The organism is Dactylosporangium sp. NBC_01737 (assembly GCF_035963215.1).
In the GTDB taxonomy this organism is placed as follows: Bacteria; Actinomycetota; Actinomycetes; order Mycobacteriales; family Micromonosporaceae; genus Dactylosporangium.
In genome coordinates, this window is sequence record NZ_CP109153.1 from 7,534,671 (window position 1) to 7,550,940 (window position 16,270).

Genomic DNA, 16,270 nt, shown 5'->3' on the forward strand with positions numbered 1-16,270 from the left:
GCAACGGTTTGTACGCCCCGGCCGGTGACAGCACGGAACGTCGCGCTGTCACCGTGCTGTCACCTGTGATTTGGCAGAGTGGGCCGCCATGACGAGACTGCTGGTGGTCGAGGACCATCCGGTGATGAGCGAGGCGATCGCCGCCGGTCTGCGCCGCGAGGGCATGGCCGTCGACGTGGCCCGCGACGGCCACGCCGCCCTGGAGCACCTGACCGTCACCCGGTACGACGTCGTCGTGCTGGACCGCGACCTGCCCGGCGTGCACGGCGACGAGATCTGCCGGCGGATCGTGGCCGGCGGCTCGGGCAGCCGGGTGCTGATGCTCACCGCGTCCGGCACCGTCCAGGACCGGGTCGAGGGCCTGGACCTCGGCGCCGACGACTACCTGTCCAAGCCCTTCAACTTCGCCGAACTGGCCGCCCGCGTCCGCGCGCTGAACCGCCGCCCCGCGGTCGTGCTCGCACCGGTGCTGGACAACGGCGACCTGCACGTCGACCCCAACCGCCGGGTCGCGTTGCGCGCCGGGCGCCGCCTGGACCTCGGCCCGAAGGAGTTCGCGGTCCTCGCGTACCTGCTCGCCAACGCCGGCCGGGTCGTGCCGGCCGAGGAACTGCTGGACCGCATCTGGGACGAGGCCACCGACCCGTTCACCACCACCGTGAAGACCACGATCGGCCGGCTGCGCGCCAAGCTCGGCGAACCGCCGGCCGTCCACACCGTCCGCGAGGCCGGATACCGCATCGGCGAGCCGTGACCGGCCCGGCACCCCGGCTGGTCACCCGGCTCGCGCTGCTGCACACGGGGCTCTTCCTCGCCTCCGGTGTCGTCCTGCTGGCCGTCGTCGACCTGCCGCTGCTCACCGCCGACCACGTGCGCCCAGCTCCTGGATCCCCACCGTCGGCCGATGTCCATACCAGCAACGTGCCGGAGGTGCTGCGGTACTCGGCGGTCGCGCTGGCCGTCCTCGTCCTGCTGTCCGCGGTGCTCGGCTGGCTGACCGCTCACCGGGCGCTGCGCCCCCTGCGTGCCCTCACCGCCTCGGCCCGGGCCATCTCCGCCAGCAACCTCCCCGGCCGCGTGCCGGTCGACGCCTCCTACCGCGAGTTCACCGAGCTCGCCGCCACCCTCGACGGCCTCACCCGCCGGCTCGCCGCGTCGTTCGCCGCGCAGCGGCACTTCGTCGCCAACGCCTCCCACGAGCTGCGCACCCCGGTCGCCGCACAGCGGACCCTGCTGGAGGTCACCCTCGCCGACCCCGACGCCACGGCCGCCGTCCTGCGCGCCGCGTGCCTGCAGGCGCTGACCCTCGGCGAGGAGCAGGAGCACCTCATCGGCGCGCTGCTGACCCTGGCGCACGGCCAGCGCGGCCTCGACCGCCGGGAACCCGTCGATCTCGCCGACGTCGCCCGCGCCGTGGTACGAGCACGCGCCGCCGCCGAACTCCGCCTGCACACCGCGCTGGCCTCCGCGCCGGTCGCGGGGGACCCGCACCTCATCGCCAGCCTGGTCACCAACCTGGTCGACAACGCCCTGCGGCACAACGTCGCCGGCGGCACCGCCGAGGTCACCACCGCCGCCGACCGCATCTCGGTCGGCAACACCGGCCCCGTGATCCACCCCCAGGAGCTCGCCCGCCTCTTCCAGCCGTTCCAGCGCCACGGCACCGACCGCACCCGGCACACCGGCGGCCACGGCCTGGGCCTGGCCATCGTCGCCGCCATCGCCGACGCCCACGGCGCCACCATCACCGCCCACCCCCGCCCCCACGGCGGCCTCGACATCACGGTCCGCTTCCCACCTGCCCCCGCGGCGGCGTGGGAGGACCGGCCCGAACTGGGTACCACCACGGCATGAGCGACGACGAGCAGTACACGATGGGCACCACCGCCACGCCGTCCACCGCGGGCGCCGACGCCATCGACGACGCCGACACCCCGAACGGCGCGGCCACCGGCGTCACCAACCCGCTGGGCCTCGGCGGCCAGGCCGACGCTCCGGGCCTCCCGTTCGACCGCAAACCGGACTCCGCCGACCCCGTCCACAGCCCCCAGATCGCCACAGAGAACGGCGAAGGCGGCTCCTGAGCCGCGCCCATCACTCCGGCGACGCGACCCGGTACGCGTCGTAAACGTCGTCGATGCCACGGATCGCCGCCAGCAGCCGGTCGAGGCGCGTGACGTTGAGGTCGGCCGACGGGGGGCGTGAGTCCATTGACCGAGGTCATTTGGTGCCCGCTCGTTCGGCTGGGTGCGCCGGGTGGGTGACGACCAGGACCGGGCGCGGGGATCTGGTGATCAGGTCCAGCGGCACGCTGCCCAGCAGCCGCTGCGCCACCGGCGGGCGGGTGCTGGAGCCGACCACGATGAGGTCGGCGGCCTCACGCTCGGCGAACTCCAGGATCCGTTCGAGGGGCCGGCCGGACAGCACCGTCATCGTGGCCTCGATGCCGGCGTCGGCGAGGTGGGTCACGGCGGCGGAGGCGGCCTCCGAGGCACGCTCGACGTAGACGCTGCGGGGCAGGGGCGCGAGGCGTTCGAGCTCGACCTCGTCGACGGCGACCACGGCGATCGTGCCGCCGGTCTGCTTGGCGAGCGCGGCGGCGGTGTCGGCCACCCACGGCTGGTGAGGCGCCTCGGGGTTGGCTGCCAGCACGATGTGCATCGCTGTCCTCCTTGCGGATCCGGCGACCGGTGTGGCTCGCTGCCTCGATCCTGGCGGCCGGTACGGGATTCGACAAGTGGATGCCAAGCCCACTGCCTGGCTATATCGTCGGATGTATATCACCGGGAGGTGCCCGATGGCGGACGAGAGCGCGACCGCGAGCGGCCAGCCCGCCCTGCGCCGGGTGATGGGGCCGTGGCTGCTGCTGCTGTTCGTGGTCGGGGACATCCTCGGCACGGGGGTGTACGCGCTGACCGGCAAGGTCGCGGCCGAGGTGGGCGGGGCGGTCTGGCTGCCGTTCCTGTGCGCGTTCGTGGTCGCGGTGCTCACCGCGTTCAGCTACCTCGAACTGGTCACCAAGTATCCGCGGGCGGCAGGCGCGGCGCTGTACACGCACAAGGCCTTCGGCATCCACTTCCTGACGTTCATGGTCACGTTCACGGTGATGTCGTCCGGGCTCACGTCGGCGTCGAGTGCGTCGAAGGCGTTCGCCGGCAACTTCGTCGAGGCGTTCGACCTGTCGATCGGCGAGGGCATCGGGCTGACGGCGCTCGCGCTGGGGTTCATGACGCTGATCGCGCTGGTCAACTTCCGGGGCGTCGGCGAGAGCGTGAAGATCAACCTGCTGCTCACGTGCGTGGAGCTGACCGGGCTGCTGATCGTCATCTGCATCGGGGCGTGGGCGCTGGGTGGCGGGGAGGGTGATCTCTCGCGGCTGACGGACTTCAAGGCGCCGGAGGGTGAGAGCCCGTTCTTCTCCGTGACCGCGGCGACGGCGCTGGCGTTCTTCGCGATGGTCGGCTTCGAGGACTCGGTGAACATGGCCGAGGAGACCAGGGATCCGGTGCGGATCTTCCCGAAGGTCATGCTCGCCGGGCTGTGCGTCACCGGGCTGATCTACCTGCTGGTGTCGATCTCGTCGGTGGCGCTGGTGTCGCCGGAGGACCTCAGCGAGGGCGACGCGCCGCTGTTGAAGGTGGTGGCGGCCGGCGCGCCGGCGTTCCCGGTCAGCATCTTCGCGTTCATCACCATGTTCGCGGTGGCCAACTCCGCGCTCATCAACATGCTCATGGCCAGTCGCCTGCTGTACGGGATGGCCAACGAGCGCGTGCTGCCGCGCTTCCTGGGGCTGGTGCACCGGGCGCGGCGGACCCCGTGGGCGGGGATCCTGTTCACCACGCTCGTCGCGTTCGGCCTGATCTGGTTCGCCGACCTCACCGCGCTGGGCGGCACGACCGCACTGCTGCTGCTGTGCGTGTTCACGGTCGTCAACGTGGCGGTCCTGGTGCTGCGCCGTGACCGGGTCGAGCACCGGCACTTCCGGGCGCCGACGGTGATCCCGGTCATCGGCGCGGTCGCCTGCGCGTATCTGGCGAGCCCGCTGTCCGGTCGTTCGGGTGAGGACTACCGCATCGCGGGGGTACTGCTGGTGATCGGCGTGGTGCTGTGGGCGGTGACGTACGCGGTGAACCGGTTCGTGCTGCACCAGGACACCCGGCTCGACCCGGAGCACCTCGCCGACGACCCGGCGGACCGGTAGGTGGTGCCCGCCGGCCGGGGCTTCGGTCGGACAGCGACGCCGTTGCCGGGCCGTTATGTGGCAAAGGTCCTGCCGCCGGTCTCGCGTTCGATCAGCCGCTCGAAGCCGTCCAGCAGCGCCCGCAGGCCGGTCTCGAACAGCACGTCGAGGTCGAAGGCGTAGCCGTCGGCGAGGCCGCCAGTGACGCCGGCGAAGTTCGGATACCGGCCGGAGCGCGCGAATGCGTGGAGGTCGGCTGCCTGGGCGTCCACCCACTGCTCGTCCGACAGGCCGGTCTCCGCCTGCGCCCGCGCCTCCCGGTCGAGGTTGACCGCCAGGCCCTGTCCGTGGCTGTACAGCACGATGTACAGGTCGAAGACCCGGGTCGCGGGCAGGCCGAGGCCGCCGAGCGCGCCGAGCATCCACTCGCCGTGCCGCAGCAGGTTGGGCAGCAGCAGCGGCCTGGCAAGCGGGCCCAGGTGCGCCAGCCATGGGTGCCGGACGTACAGCCGCCACAGCGTGCGGGCGCCGAGCTCGAGCCTGGCCCGCCACCCGCCGGTCGGGGCCGCCGGGTAACCGGCCTCGCCGTACGCCGCGTCCGCCATCAGCAGCACCAGCTCGTCCTTGCCGGCGACGTGCCGGTACAGCGACATGGTGCCCACGCCGAGACGCGCCGCGACGGTGCGCATCGACAGCGCCTCCAGGCCCTGGGCGTCGGCGATCGCCACGGCGGCGCGCACCACGCGGTCACGGTCCAGATCCGCCTCCGGCACGTCGACGGTCCGGGGCGGCGCCGGTCGAGGCGTTCGGGCGCCGCGCGCACCCGCCCGTGCCGCCGGCGGCGCCACGACGGTGCCCACCCGCTGCTGGGTGCGCACCACGCCGGACTGCCGCAGCTCGTGCAGCGCCTTCGCGGCGGTGGCCAGCGCCACTCCCCACTGCGTGGCGAGCGCACGGGTGGACGGCAGCCGGTCTCCGGGCCGCAGCTCCCCGGCGGCGATGCGGCGGCTGAGATCGGCGGCGATGCGCTGGTACGGCGGTTGCGCGGGCACCGGGCGCCTCCCGTTCTGTGCTAGGACACGGCCTCACCTGTGCTAGGCCAGTGTCGGCGTGATTCGTTGCTGTGTCAGATGCGTACACCGTACCGTCGAAGCGCGTACAGCGTACAAGGAGGAATCGTGAAAACTGTGCTGATCTCCGGTGCCGGTGTGGCAGGGCCGGCGCTGGCGTACTGGCTGCACCGCCACGGCTTCGCGCCCACGGTGGTGGAGCGGGCGCCCACGCTGCGGGCCGGCGGGCACGCAGTGGACGTGCGGGGCGTGGCGCTCGACGTGATCGAGCGGATGGGGCTGACCGGCCCGCTGCGCCGGGCCCGCACCGAGATGCGCGGCATGTCGATGGTCGACCAGGACGGCACCGAGATCATGCGGTCGACCGAGATGGCGCTGAGCAGCGGCCGGCTCGACAGCGCCGACGTCGAGGCGCTGCGGGAGGATCTGGTCGGCCTGCTGTACGACGCCACCCGGGCCGGCGTGCGGTACTGCTTCGGCGACTCCGTGACCGCACTCGACCAGGACCGCGACGGCGTCCGGGCGACCTTCGACCGGGCCGCGCCGGAGACCTTCGACCTCGTCGTCGGCGCCGACGGCCTGCACTCCACGGTGCGGCGCCTCGCGTTCGGCCCGGAGGAGCCCTATCTGCACCACCTCGGCGCCTACGTCGGCGTGTTCACCGCCCCCAACTTCCTCGACCTGGACCGCTGGCAGGTCTGGCTGCGCGCCGATGGCGTCGGCTACGGGATCTACTCCGCCCGGGACAACACGCAGCTGCGCGTCAACCTCGGCTTCGAGTCCGGCCCCCTGGACTACGACCGCCGCGACGCCGACGCCCAGCGCAAGCTCATCGAGGAGCGGCTGCACGGCGTCGGGTGGGAGACCGAGCGGCTGCTCGCCGCGATGTGGCAGTCCACCGACTTCTACTTCGACGCGATGGCCCAGATCCGTATGGATTCCTGGTCCGCCGGCCGCGTGACGCTGCTCGGCGACGCGGGCTACTGCCCGTCGCCGCTGTCGGGGCAGGGCACGAGCCTCGCGCTGGTCGGCGCGTACGTCCTCGCCGACGCCCTGGCCCGCCACGGCGGCGATTACGTGGCCGGGTTCGAGGACTACGAGCGGCGGATGCGGCAGTTCGTCACGCTCAACCAGGCGCTCGCCACCGAGAACCCGGGCGGCCCGCCGTCGGACGAGTCGGCGGAGCGGGCAAAGTCCGCCATCGACCTGGACGCGTGACAAGACCGGCGCCGCGGTGGCGGCGCCGGTCTCCCGCTCAGCGGATCAGCAGGTGCATCACGGCTCAGCGGGTCGGCAGGTGCATCACGGCTCAGCGGGTCAGCAGGTAGATCACGATGAAGATGATGAGCGCGATGCCGAGAATCGCGCCGACGCCGAGCGGTGACCGGCCGTTGCGCGGCGGCCTGGCATAGTGTCCTCGGACCCAGGGCATGGCGTCTCCTTCGATTCACGTGCGTCGTCATCGGCTCGTCGCCCGGGTTCCAGCGACATCCATTACGCTGCATGGTTTCCCAACCACCCCGCGATCAAACGGCGCCCATTCGGCCAAGGGTCGGCCATCGACCGCCCGCACGCGTTAGCGTGACCGGATGAATCCAGCTGAGGAGCATCGCAACATCGCCGGCACGTTCACCGACCGCGTCCGTGGCGTGCCCGCCGACGGCTGGGACCGTCCCGCCCCGTGCGAGGGCTGGGTCGCCCGCGACGTCGTCGGCCACCTCGTCGAATGGTTCCCGGGTTTCCTGCGCGCCGGCACCGGCATCGAGCTGCCCCAGGGCCCGCCCGTCAGCACCGACCCCGTCGCCGCCTGGCAGGCACACACCGACGCCGTGCAGGCCGTCCTCGACGACCCGTCCTGCGCCGACCGCAAGCTCAGCAACCCGCACATCGGCGAACTCCCGCTCGACACCGCGATCAGCCAGTTCTACACCGCAGACGTCTTCCTGCACACCTGGGACCTGGCCCGCGCCACCGGCCAGGACGAACACCTCGACCCCGACCGCTGCGCCGTCATGCTCGCCGGCATGCTGCCGATGGACGAGATCCTGCGCAGCAGCGGCCACTACGGCCCCCGCGTCGACGTCCCCGAAGACTCCGACGCCCAGACCCGCCTGCTCGCCTTCATCGGCCGCAACCCGTTGTAGGACAACACCATCGGGCGTCCTGTCACGCCGATCGAAACGCCTCGATCGCCCACCGACCCACAGCGGTGACGCGCCCGAATGGGGGACGACTGAACGACGGCGGCAGCGAGACAGCTCCCCCGTTGGCCCGACGACCACGCTGCGGTCGATCCCATGCATAAGCTAGCGGGTAACCGGAAGCCGAATACAAACCTGTACCCGGGCGATCCTGGCTACGATGACTAGGAGCGAGGATTGTCCGGACGATATCGGTTGATCACGGATTTCGACGATGACGTCCTGCCGACTGCCAGCGACGATCTCTACATCGTAATGGACTCGTTGCCGGAGTCGGACAGCTTCACGACGACGATCCAGTCGGTTGACGTAGACGGCCGGTTTATCCAGGTGATTGCGCGTGATCCTGCCGAGGCTCTGGTGATTCGCTACCGGCAGCAGCGGGCCGACGGCATCGGGCAGGTTGCGAAGGTTGACATTCTTGCCGCGTATCAGGCGGTCTTGGAATGCGTCCGCCAGGACGATGTCGACTGGCGGCGGGTGTTCGAGGCCGTCGACGGCGGCCGCGACTCGGCTGCCGTCGAGTGGGCGCAGCGCAGTGTGGACTACGAGCCGACGGGGCTGTCGGTCGCCATGGCGATGCTCGACCTCGCCAAGCGGCGGCAGCGGGCGGGATTGCCGGGGTTGGTGCCGTTGCCGATGCGGTGGGGGCACCACGAGGTCATCACGGGTGACACCATCCGGGGGATTCCGGCCGAGGGACGGCTGCTGCTGCGAGCCTTGACCATCGACCGCCGGCATCGCCACGGCGTGGAGATCCGGCTGCCGGAGGGTGCGGTGCTCGAGGGCAGCGAGTGGCTGCCGACCGGAGGCTACTTCTGGCCCGACGCGGCTGGCGAGGAGCTCGATCTGACGTACCGGTCCCCGCGAGGACTCCTGCAGCTCAGCAACGTCTACACCCAGGTCGCCGGCAACGGGCAGGAGCGGGTGGTCCGGTGGGACGGGTACGCCGGCATGTGGTCGGAGCGGGCGGACGAGGTGACCCGCGTCTACCACTGCAATCACTCCTCCACCGTGCCGCCGACGTTTGATGATCTGGTGTTCTCCGTGCACGTGGGGGGTCAGTTGCATTGAGCGTTCCCTGGTGGGGTCATGCCCGGGGTGCGGCGACGATCTTCGGTGAGATCGGCGTGACCCGGCTGGCGTGCCGGGCGCCCCGTACCGGGCGCCCTGGTCGCCGAACCTGTACCCGGCCGACGCCGTGTTGAGCCTGCCTGCGGAGAAGTACTCGTTCGGGCTGCGCAGGCCGGCAGCGCTGGAGGCCGACACCGCGACCCCGACCCCGCCCGCCCCGCCGCGCCGTCGACGCCGCTCGTTCCTCGCCCGGGTGGGCGTGGCCCCGGCGGCGTCAGGCGATGTCGATGAGCAGTGCGTGGTCCTCGGTGAGGGCGGCGACCTGGTCGCGCAGCACGGTCAGCGTCTCCTCGGCCGCGATCGGGGCCTCGTCGAAGTCGTCCCAGCCCATCCCGGACAGGTACTCGTCGAACGCCGCCTGGTCGAAGGTTGCCGGGTCCAGCTGTGGCAGGTAGGGCTGATGTTCCGTGGTGAGCAGGAAGTACGTGGCCTCCACGTCCGTGAGGGTCGTGTCGTGCCGTGACTGTGACACCGGCACGCCCTGCTCGTCCAGGAACAGCAGCAGGTACATCCAGAAGTAGCCGGACCAGAAGACGGTGTCCTGCAGCCGGAGGTGGTCCGGCGCGCGACCCGAGGTGGCGAAGGCCTGGATGTCCGGCCCGCGGAGCAGGTACAGCGAAGCAATCGATGACACGCCCGTAGCCTATGCGTCAGCGGGTGTCGCGGAAACGGCGCAGCAGGCCGCCCAGGAGGCGGCGTTCGGCGCGCGGGGCCGGGATCGCGGCGGGTGCGACGATCTGGTCGCGGACGGCGGCGAGGGTGTCGGCGACGCGGAAGATGATGTCGGTGTCGACGTCGAGCTTCCACAGCAGGCCGATCCGCTGACCTGGGCGGGGCGCGAGGGGTACCGGTGAAGAACAGCCGAACGGACGAGCCGCCCGTCCGGCGACCGGCGTCTCACGCACCGTGGCAAGTTAAGTGAAATTCACGCGCTGGGAGCGAACGTATAGGCGATCTACGATATTCGCAGGTTGTGATGCACGGCTGAGGCGAGGATCGACCATGTGGAGAACCCGGCGGATCGCGGTGGCGCTCGCCCTGACCCTGACCACGGCGGGCGCCGCGGTCGTGATGACCTCGACGGCGGCGGTGGCCGCCGACCTGTCGGTGAGCCAGGCGCTCGCGGCGCAGGACGGCCGGTCCGCATCCGTCGTCGGATACGTGGTCGGGCAGCCGACCGCCACGAGCACCGTGCTGCGGTCCGGGTTCACCGGTGACACCGCCCTGGCGCTGGCGGACTCCGCGAGCGAGACCGGCACGACGCGGATGCTGTACGTGCAGATCACCGCCTCCTATCGGGCCTCGTTCGGGTTGCAGTCCAACCCGTCGCTGATGGGCCGGCGCCTCGTCGTGGCAGGGCAGCTGACGGCGTACTTCTCCCACGGCGGCCTGAAGTCACCGACCTCGATGAGCCTGGCCGGCACCACGCCGACCACCACGCCGACGGGCGGCCCGACCCCGACCGGCCCGGTCGAGACCTACTACGCCGCGGCGGCCGGCAAGACCGGCACCGCGCTGCGCACGGCGCTGCACACCATCATCAAGGTGCAGTCCAAGATCACGTACGACCAGGTGTGGGACGCGCTGAAGGACACCGATCAGGACCCGAACAACAGCAGCAACGTCATCCTGTTGTACTCCGGCCGTTCGCAGAGCAAGACGACGAACGGCGGCGGCGCCAACGACTGGAACCGCGAGCACGTCTGGGCGAAGTCGCACGGCGACTTCGGCACCGCGACCGGCCCGGGCACCGACGTACACCATCTGCGCCCGGAGGACGTCTCGGTGAACGCCGCCCGCGGCAACAAGGACTTCGACCTCGGCGGCTCCGCCGTCAGCGAGGCGCCCGGCTGCCTCACCGACAGCGACTCCTTCGAGCCGCGCGCCGCCGTGAAGGGCGACGTCGCCCGCATGATCATGTACATGGCCATCCGGTACGAGGGCGACGACGGCTGGGCCGACCTGGAAATCAACAACTCGGTCGGCAACGGATCCGCCCCGCGCATCGGCAAGCTGTCGGTGCTGCTGCAGTGGCACCAGCAGGACCCGCCGGACGCCTTCGAGAAGCGCCGCAACGAGCGGATCTACGCCGCCTGGCAGCACAACCGTAACCCCTTCATCGACCACCCTGAGTGGGCCGCCGCCATCTGGGGCTCCTGAGCACGACAGCGACGGCGCCGGGTCGAGACGGGCGCCGTCGCCGGGGGACGGGCCGCGATGGTGGCGGTCTTCGGGATGCCGGCGGTGGGAAGACCGGCGGCTGGGGGCCGCGGGTCTGGGCCCGGCGCCGACGGCGGTGCTGGTGTCCCCGGAACGGTCACCGACGTCGGTCACCGAATCGCGCTCGCCGGCGGTTGCGTGGCTGTCCCCGGTGCTCATCGTGATGCTGTGCGCGCCGGCGATCTGCCGCCGGCAGCCGCACCGACCGCGGCGCACCACGGATGGGTAGGCTGCCGTGATGCAAGCGGAGTGCAGAAGGCGGGGCGGCTCGTGCCGTTCGTGAATGTCGGTGCCGTGCGGCTGCACTACGAGGAGTCCGGCAGCGGTGAGGCCGTGGTGCTGGTGGCCGGCACCGGCGCCGCGGGGCGGACCTGGCGGCTGCATCAGGTGCCGGCGCTGGTGGCGGCCGGATACCGGGCGATCACCGTCGACAACCGCGGCGTGGCGCCCAGCGACCCGGCGAAGCCCGGGCTGACCGTCGCGGACCTGGTCGCCGACACCGCCGGGCTCATCGAGCGGCTGGCCGGCGGGGCGTGCCGGCTCGTCGGCTCCTCGATGGGAGCGCAGGTCGTGCAGGAGCTGCTGCTGGCCCGGCCCGACCTGGCGACCCAGGCGGTGCTGATGGCGGGCAGGGGCCGGCCAGACGCGTTCTCCAGGGCCCTCGCCGCCGCCGAACGGTCGCTGTACGACGAGCGCGTCCGGCTCCCGTCCGCCTACGACGCCGCCGTGCGCGCGCTGCAGAACCTGTCGCCGCGCACGCTGCAGGACGAGCAGGCGGTGCAGGACTGGCTCGACATCTTCGAGATGTCCGCGCCGGACGTGACCGACACCGGCGTCCGCCCGCAGCTCGACGTCGACGTGGACACCGACCGGCTCGGCGCGTACCGGCGGATCAGCACCCCGACGCTCGTGATCGCGTTCGCCGACGACCTGGTCGCGCCGCCCGCCCGGGGGCGGGAGCTCGCCGCGGCGATCCCGGGCGCGCGCTACACCGAGATCCGCGACGCCGGCCACTACGGCTACCTGGAGCAGCCCGAGGCGGTCAACGCCGCGATGCTCGAGTTCTTCGTGGACGGTGCTGAGAGCAATCAGTAAGGCGGGCTACGCGTGGCGGCGGGCGCGGGCCATTGCCACCAGGGCCAGCGCCACGGCGACCAGCCCGAGGACCACCGCCACGACGGCCCCGGCGAGCCCGTTGCCGGTGCCGACACCGCCACCGGCGTTGGCCGCGTGCAGGCCACCGACGACGGCGCTGATCAGACCCGCCACCAGCGCCGCGACCGCCAGGGTCTGGACGGCGGCGCCACGGGCGGAGCGGGCGAGCGCGAGCCCGCCGATCACCACGCCGGCCAGGCCGATCACGGCGGCGACGGTCGGCACGAGCCGCCCGGAGCCGAGCTCGTACCCGGCGGCCTGAACGGGCCCGGCAAGCAACTGCAGTGCGGACATGAGCGTTCCCTTCGGTTGCGTCGACGCGGTCCATCGTCGCGTTCCCGGGGTGGCGATGTCCTCTGCCGGCGGGCGGCAGCGGATACGCGGTTCGGCGTGGAAGGGCCGTGCGGAACCGCGCCGCTCGACGTAGGAGCGGTGCGGCAGGCCGATACAGTGCAACGATGCCGATCACCAAGGGCGCGGCCCGACCGATCACGTATTACGGCGAGCCGGTCCTGCACCGCCGCTGCGCCGACGTCACCGCCTTCGACCAGGCGCTCAGCGACCTGATCGACGACATGTTCGCCTCGATGTACGCGGCGGAGGGCGTCGGCCTGGCCGCCAACCAGATCGGCGTGGACCTGCGGGTGTTCGTCTATGACTGCCCGGGCGAGGACGGCACCCGGTACCGCGGCCACGTCGTCAACCCGCAGCTGCAGGCCGCGTCCGCGCTCGCCGGGACCGTCACCGACACCGAGGGCTGCCTGTCGGTGCCCGGTCCGCGCGCCGAGGTGCCCCGCGCCGCGCTCGCCACGGTCACCGGGTTCGACCTGACCGGCGCGCCGATCACCGTGACCGGCACCGGCTACTTCGCCCGCTGCCTGCAGCACGAGTGCGACCACCTCGACGGCACCGTCTACGTCGACCGGCTCCCCGCGCAGCGCCGCGAGGAGCTGCTGCGCGAGGCCGGCCTGCGGGTCTGAGCAACGGTGCGGGTCAGCCGATCACCCGGTCCCGGCCGGACTGGACGGCGAAGGCGCCCATCACCGCGATCACGACGCACAGCACCGTCAGCGGCAGCGTCCACCCGCCGCTGGCGTCGTGCAGCGCGCCGATGAGGACGGGCCCGCAGGCCGCCAGCAGGTAGCCGACGGACTGCGCCATCCCGGACAGTGACGCGGCCTGGCGGTGGTCGACGGCGCGGAGGCTGAACAGGGACAGGCACAGCACCAGCGACATGCCTGCCCCGAAGCCGGCGCTGACGAGCCACACCAGCACGGCGCCGGGAGCCAGGAGCAGGCCGCCGACGCCGAGCAGGATCAGCGCGGCGCACAGCAGGCCGACGAGGCGCTGGTCCGGCAGGCGGCGCATGAGGTGCGGCGCGACCAGGTTGGCCACGACCGCGGAGATCAGGTAGACGAACAGGTGCCAGCCGGCGGTGGCCGCGGCGATGCCGTGGTCCTGCTCGATGGTGGGCAGCCACGCGATCATCACGTAGAAGACCAGTGACTGCAGGCCCATGAACAGGGTGACCTGCCAGCCGATGGCGCTGCGCCACGGCGAACGGTGGGTGGCCGCACCGGCGGCGGCGCCCGGCCCGGCCGCGGGCGTGCGCAGCTGCGGCAGCCAGAACGCCGCGGCGATGACCGTCAGCCCGACCCAGCAGCCCAGCGCGATCCGCCAGCCCGCGGGGTCGTCGCCGGCGATCGGCACCGCTACGCCGGAGGCGATGGCCGCCACGACGCTCTGCGTGGCGGAGTACGCCCCGGACAGCTGCGCCACCCGGTCCGGGAAGTCGCGCTTGACCACGCCGGGCAGGAGCACGTTGAAGAACGCGATCGACGCGCCGATCGCGACGGTGCCGGCCCAGATCACGCCGGTGACCGGCAGGGACCGCAGCACGATGCCCGCGGCGAGCACGGCGAGCGCGACGCCGATGGTGCGCTCCAGCCCGAGCCGCCGCGCGACCATCGGCGCGACCGGTGAGAAGCCGGCGAACGCGAGCAGCGGCAGGGCGGTGAGCACGCCCGCCGCGGTGGCCGTGAGGCCGAGGTCGGCCCGCACGTCGTCGAGGACCGGGCCGACCGAGGTCAGCGCCGCCCGCAGGTTCGTGGCGATGAGCAGGATGCCGACCACCAGCAGGCCGGAGCGCCGGATGACGGCGGGGTGCGGCGCGGTGGTGGTCATGCGCCACCGCGCAGGATGTCGCGGCCCTCGTCGACCAGCGCGACGCTGCACGCCTCGGCGGCGGCGGGGTCTCCGGCGGCGATCGCGTCCACCAGGCGGTGGTGCAGGTCGTGGACGGCGCGGTCCTCGTGCAGCGCGGCGGTGTCGGTGATGGTCTGCGTGATGACCGGCCCCAGGTGCTGATACAGCTCGGCGAGCAGCGGGTTGCCGCCGGCGATGACGACCGCGCGGTGGAACGCGAAGTCGGCCTCCACGAAGGCGGGCAGGTCGCCGGCGGCGCGGAAGGCGTCGCGCTGCTCCAGCAGCTCGCGCAGCCGGGTGACGTCCTCGGCGGTGGCGTGCGTCGCGGCCCGGCGGGAGCCGTGGTGCTCCAGCAGCGCACGGACCTCGAACGCGTCCTCGGGATCCGCGACGGCGACGCGACGGCTCAGCGACACCTGCAGCTCGCTGTCGGCACGCACGTAGGTGCCGTCACCGGGTCGTGCCTCAAGCAGGCCGAGGTGTACCAGCGCGCTCAAGGCCTCACGGACGGTGTTGCGGCTGACGCCGAGCTCCTCGGTGAGCCGGTGCTCGGGTGGGATGCGGGTGCCGACCGGCCAGTCACCGGCGGCGATCAGCGCCCTGAACTGATCGGCGACCTGTGTGGCGAGCGGCGCACCCCGGCGGGGGGTCGACAGCATGCGGGACCTCCAAATGTTGGACATTTGGATTGTAGGACATTTGCGGGACCTGTCCAGGGCCCTGATGCGCGCCGGGCCGGGCTCAGCGCACGACGAGCTGGACCAGCAGCAGGTGGTTGCCGTGGGTCTCGATCTCGAACATGCCGGTGACGTCGGCGCGGAACTCCAGCGTCGCCGCGCGGCCCGGCTCCAGGGCGAGGCGGCGGTCGTAGCCGTGGACGTGCAGCTCGTCCGGCACGTCGGAGGTGACGGTCAGCCGGATCGTGCTGCCCTTGCCGACCTCGACCCGGCCGACCGGCGGGTCGACCCTGCCGCCCGCGATCGAGACACTGATCGATCTGTCCTGGACCGCTGCGCCGCCGGTACCCCCGCGGAACAGGAACGCGACGAGCACGCCGGCGGCGACGAGGATGGCGACGGCGACCAGCCGGTAGACGGCGTCGCGGGACCGGGCGGGGGCGGCGGTGGTGGAGGGCACGGCGGTTTCCTAACGCGAGCACGACAAGGGCGCAGGCCCCGGTGCGCCGCACACCGAACGCCGATCGTCCACCCCGGCCGCCGTGCCGGGAACGCGGACGGGCACAGCCTAACGGCCCGTCCGCACCGGAGCGAGGGGTCAGCCGGTACGACCGGCGCGCCGGTACGCGAGCACCCCGGCGACCAGTCCGGCGAGGCCCAGCAGCAGCCCGAGGGTCGCGAGGGTGATGGTGAGGCCGTCGCCGTCCCCGTCGTCGTTCATGGCGGCGGCGGCGTCCAGCGCGGCCGTGGCGCTCGCGGGCGCGCTCGCCGCGGCGCCGGCCTTCGTCAGCTTCAGCACCGGCGCCGGGTGCTCGGCCTCCACGCCCGCGGCCGGCTCGTCGATCCAGCGGACCACCTCGCCGTCGGAATACGTCTGCAGCGCCTTGAACACGATCTGGTCCGTGGCCGGCAGCGGGCCCAGGGAGACGTCGAACTCCTGGAACTGGTGCGGCTTGATCACCGAGGCGGCGTCGGACGTCCAGGTGATCTTCGAGACGCCCTCGGTGATCTCGCCGTCGTCGGTCTTGACCGGGGTGGCGAGCTTGCTGGTCTCCGTCACCGCGGTCCACCCGGGGACCGGTTTGATCGACACCGACGCGATCGGCTTGTCGGTCGGGATGGCGATCTCCAGCTTGACGGTGTTCGCGTCGTCCTTCTCGTTCGGCACGCGGAAGCTGACCTTCGTGTAGCCGCCCTGCGTGGCGGTGCCGGGGTTGACGGTGACGTGGGCTGACGCGGCCGCGGGCAGTGCCAGGGCCGCGACCGAGGCGGCGACGAGGGCCGTGGCGGCACGGGTGGCGAGGGTGAGACGCATCGGTGAGGTCCTCTCGGGAACTTCGGCGGCGCTGCCAACGACCAACAGAGTGAGCTACAAACTAGACCATACGAAATCACGATTTTTCATGACGTAGCGCTGGAACTTTCCGG

At 72.1% G+C, this 16,270-nt stretch carries 20 protein-coding genes; 10 read left to right on the plus strand and 10 right to left on the minus strand.

The annotated features are described in order from the left end of the window. Window positions 1-88 precede the first annotated feature (88 nt). Genes OHA72_RS34365 through OHA72_RS34375 form a run of 3 tightly spaced genes read left to right on the plus strand, consistent with a single transcriptional unit; the run spans window position 89 to window position 2,084 of the window. Window positions 89-754, plus strand: coding sequence for a response regulator transcription factor (locus tag OHA72_RS34365; protein WP_327000201.1), 666 nt, complete (start codon window positions 89-91; stop codon window positions 752-754). Further along, window positions 751-1,854 (plus strand): HAMP domain-containing sensor histidine kinase, encoded by a 1,104-nt coding sequence (locus tag OHA72_RS34370; RefSeq protein WP_327000202.1) that lies wholly within the window; start codon window positions 751-753, stop codon window positions 1,852-1,854. Before OHA72_RS34365 ends, OHA72_RS34370 begins: the two co-directional genes overlap by 4 nt. Beyond that, window positions 1,851-2,084 (plus strand): hypothetical protein, encoded by a 234-nt coding sequence (locus OHA72_RS34375; protein ID WP_327000203.1) that lies wholly within the window; start codon window positions 1,851-1,853, stop codon window positions 2,082-2,084. The genes OHA72_RS34370 and OHA72_RS34375 overlap by 4 nt, the downstream gene beginning before the upstream one ends. A 136-nt stretch (window positions 2,085-2,220) precedes the next feature. Here OHA72_RS34375 and OHA72_RS34380 read toward each other — a convergent pair whose 3' ends face one another. Beyond that, the gene (locus OHA72_RS34380) at window positions 2,221-2,661 is read right to left on the minus strand and encodes a universal stress protein (protein ID WP_327000204.1); all 441 of its coding nucleotides are present in this window, start codon (window positions 2,659-2,661) and stop codon (window positions 2,221-2,223) included. 136 nt (window positions 2,662-2,797) lie between these two features. Between OHA72_RS34380 and OHA72_RS34385 the strand changes: the two genes are divergently transcribed. Further along, window positions 2,798-4,201: an APC family permease gene (locus OHA72_RS34385; protein WP_327000205.1), complete on the plus strand. Its 1,404-nt coding sequence runs from the start codon at window positions 2,798-2,800 to the stop codon at window positions 4,199-4,201. A gap of 53 nt (window positions 4,202-4,254) precedes the next feature. Here OHA72_RS34385 and OHA72_RS34390 read toward each other — a convergent pair whose 3' ends face one another. After that, window positions 4,255-5,232, minus strand: a complete 978-nt coding sequence (locus OHA72_RS34390; protein WP_327000206.1) for a GntR family transcriptional regulator — start codon at window positions 5,230-5,232, stop codon at window positions 4,255-4,257. A 126-nt stretch (window positions 5,233-5,358) separates the two neighbouring features. Between OHA72_RS34390 and OHA72_RS34395 the strand changes: the two genes are divergently transcribed. Then, a complete protein-coding gene (locus OHA72_RS34395) occupies window positions 5,359-6,468 on the plus strand; it encodes an FAD-dependent monooxygenase (RefSeq protein WP_327000207.1) in 1,110 nt (369 codons plus the stop codon). 91 nt (window positions 6,469-6,559) lie between these two features. Here OHA72_RS34395 and OHA72_RS34400 read toward each other — a convergent pair whose 3' ends face one another. Continuing rightward, window positions 6,560-6,682, minus strand: a complete 123-nt coding sequence (locus OHA72_RS34400; RefSeq protein WP_327000208.1) for a hypothetical protein — start codon at window positions 6,680-6,682, stop codon at window positions 6,560-6,562. A 157-nt stretch (window positions 6,683-6,839) separates the two neighbouring features. Here OHA72_RS34400 and OHA72_RS34405 point away from each other — a divergent pair, with 157 nt between their 5' ends. Together OHA72_RS34405 and OHA72_RS34410 are read left to right on the plus strand one after the other, a co-directional pair. Beyond that, complete coding sequence (locus tag OHA72_RS34405; protein WP_327000209.1) at window positions 6,840-7,394, plus strand: TIGR03086 family metal-binding protein; 555 nt, start codon at window positions 6,840-6,842, stop codon at window positions 7,392-7,394. 252 nt (window positions 7,395-7,646) lie between these two features. Further along, window positions 7,647-8,525, plus strand: coding sequence for a hypothetical protein (locus OHA72_RS34410; RefSeq protein ID WP_327000210.1), 879 nt, complete (start codon window positions 7,647-7,649; stop codon window positions 8,523-8,525). 274 nt (window positions 8,526-8,799) lie between these two features. On the opposite strand, the gene OHA72_RS34415 is transcribed toward OHA72_RS34410, so the two are convergent. Together OHA72_RS34415 and OHA72_RS34420 are read right to left on the minus strand one after the other, a co-directional pair. Next, a complete protein-coding gene (locus tag OHA72_RS34415; protein WP_327000211.1) occupies window positions 8,800-9,219 on the minus strand; it encodes a hypothetical protein in 420 nt (139 codons plus the stop codon). Between the two features lie 16 nt (window positions 9,220-9,235). After that, entirely contained in the window at window positions 9,236-9,490 is a 255-nt protein-coding gene (locus tag OHA72_RS34420; protein ID WP_327000212.1) for a hypothetical protein, read from the minus strand. Window positions 9,491-9,587: 97 nt separating this feature from the next. Between OHA72_RS34420 and OHA72_RS34425 the strand changes: the two genes are divergently transcribed. Together OHA72_RS34425 and OHA72_RS34430 are read left to right on the plus strand one after the other, a co-directional pair. Then, window positions 9,588-10,745: an endonuclease gene (locus tag OHA72_RS34425; RefSeq protein WP_327000213.1), complete on the plus strand. Its 1,158-nt coding sequence runs from the start codon at window positions 9,588-9,590 to the stop codon at window positions 10,743-10,745. 330 nt (window positions 10,746-11,075) lie between these two features. Then, the gene (locus tag OHA72_RS34430) at window positions 11,076-11,900 is read left to right on the plus strand and encodes an alpha/beta fold hydrolase (protein WP_327000214.1); all 825 of its coding nucleotides are present in this window, start codon (window positions 11,076-11,078) and stop codon (window positions 11,898-11,900) included. Window positions 11,901-11,906: 6 nt separating this feature from the next. On the opposite strand, the gene OHA72_RS34435 is transcribed toward OHA72_RS34430, so the two are convergent. Beyond that, the gene (locus tag OHA72_RS34435) at window positions 11,907-12,254 is read right to left on the minus strand and encodes a DUF6223 family protein (RefSeq protein ID WP_327000215.1); all 348 of its coding nucleotides are present in this window, start codon (window positions 12,252-12,254) and stop codon (window positions 11,907-11,909) included. A 164-nt stretch (window positions 12,255-12,418) separates the two neighbouring features. Here OHA72_RS34435 and def point away from each other — a divergent pair, with 164 nt between their 5' ends. Further along, window positions 12,419-12,940, plus strand: coding sequence for a peptide deformylase (gene def / locus OHA72_RS34440; protein ID WP_327000216.1), 522 nt, complete (start codon window positions 12,419-12,421; stop codon window positions 12,938-12,940). Between the two features lie 13 nt (window positions 12,941-12,953). Here def and OHA72_RS34445 read toward each other — a convergent pair whose 3' ends face one another. The 4 genes from OHA72_RS34445 to OHA72_RS34460 form a co-directional block, all read right to left on the minus strand. Next, complete coding sequence (locus tag OHA72_RS34445) at window positions 12,954-14,144, minus strand: MFS transporter (RefSeq protein ID WP_327000217.1); 1,191 nt, start codon at window positions 14,142-14,144, stop codon at window positions 12,954-12,956. Beyond that, window positions 14,141-14,824: a FadR/GntR family transcriptional regulator gene (locus OHA72_RS34450; RefSeq protein ID WP_327000218.1), complete on the minus strand. Its 684-nt coding sequence runs from the start codon at window positions 14,822-14,824 to the stop codon at window positions 14,141-14,143. The genes OHA72_RS34445 and OHA72_RS34450 overlap by 4 nt, the downstream gene beginning before the upstream one ends. An 82-nt stretch (window positions 14,825-14,906) precedes the next feature. Further along, complete coding sequence (locus OHA72_RS34455; RefSeq protein WP_327000219.1) at window positions 14,907-15,302, minus strand: cupredoxin domain-containing protein; 396 nt, start codon at window positions 15,300-15,302, stop codon at window positions 14,907-14,909. Between the two features lie 138 nt (window positions 15,303-15,440). Next, entirely contained in the window at window positions 15,441-16,157 is a 717-nt protein-coding gene (locus OHA72_RS34460) for a YcnI family protein (RefSeq protein ID WP_327000220.1), read from the minus strand. Between the last annotated feature and the right edge of the window lie 113 nt (window positions 16,158-16,270).

What these genes read in the sequence shown, in the direction of transcription:
- OHA72_RS34460 (WP_327000220.1), bottom strand. Translation starts at nt 16,157, where the DNA reads ATGCGTCTCACCCTCGCCACCCGTGCCGCCACGGCCCTCGTCGCCGCC.
- OHA72_RS34445 (WP_327000217.1), bottom strand. Translation starts at nt 14,144, where the DNA reads ATGACCACCACCGCGCCGCACCCCGCCGTCATCCGGCGCTCCGGCCTG.
- OHA72_RS34405 (WP_327000209.1), top strand. Translation starts at nt 6,840, where the DNA reads ATGAATCCAGCTGAGGAGCATCGCAACATCGCCGGCACGTTCACCGAC.
- OHA72_RS34450 (WP_327000218.1), bottom strand. Translation starts at nt 14,824, where the DNA reads ATGCTGTCGACCCCCCGCCGGGGTGCGCCGCTCGCCACACAGGTCGCC.
- OHA72_RS34380 (WP_327000204.1), bottom strand. Translation starts at nt 2,661, where the DNA reads ATGCACATCGTGCTGGCAGCCAACCCCGAGGCGCCTCACCAGCCGTGG.
- OHA72_RS34435 (WP_327000215.1), bottom strand. Translation starts at nt 12,254, where the DNA reads ATGTCCGCACTGCAGTTGCTTGCCGGGCCCGTTCAGGCCGCCGGGTAC.
- OHA72_RS34375 (WP_327000203.1), top strand. Translation starts at nt 1,851, where the DNA reads ATGAGCGACGACGAGCAGTACACGATGGGCACCACCGCCACGCCGTCC.
- def (WP_327000216.1), top strand. Translation starts at nt 12,419, where the DNA reads ATGCCGATCACCAAGGGCGCGGCCCGACCGATCACGTATTACGGCGAG.
- OHA72_RS34400 (WP_327000208.1), bottom strand. Translation starts at nt 6,682, where the DNA reads ATGCCCTGGGTCCGAGGACACTATGCCAGGCCGCCGCGCAACGGCCGG.
- OHA72_RS34385 (WP_327000205.1), top strand. Translation starts at nt 2,798, where the DNA reads ATGGCGGACGAGAGCGCGACCGCGAGCGGCCAGCCCGCCCTGCGCCGG.
- OHA72_RS34365 (WP_327000201.1), top strand. Translation starts at nt 89, where the DNA reads ATGACGAGACTGCTGGTGGTCGAGGACCATCCGGTGATGAGCGAGGCG.
- OHA72_RS34425 (WP_327000213.1), top strand. Translation starts at nt 9,588, where the DNA reads ATGTGGAGAACCCGGCGGATCGCGGTGGCGCTCGCCCTGACCCTGACC.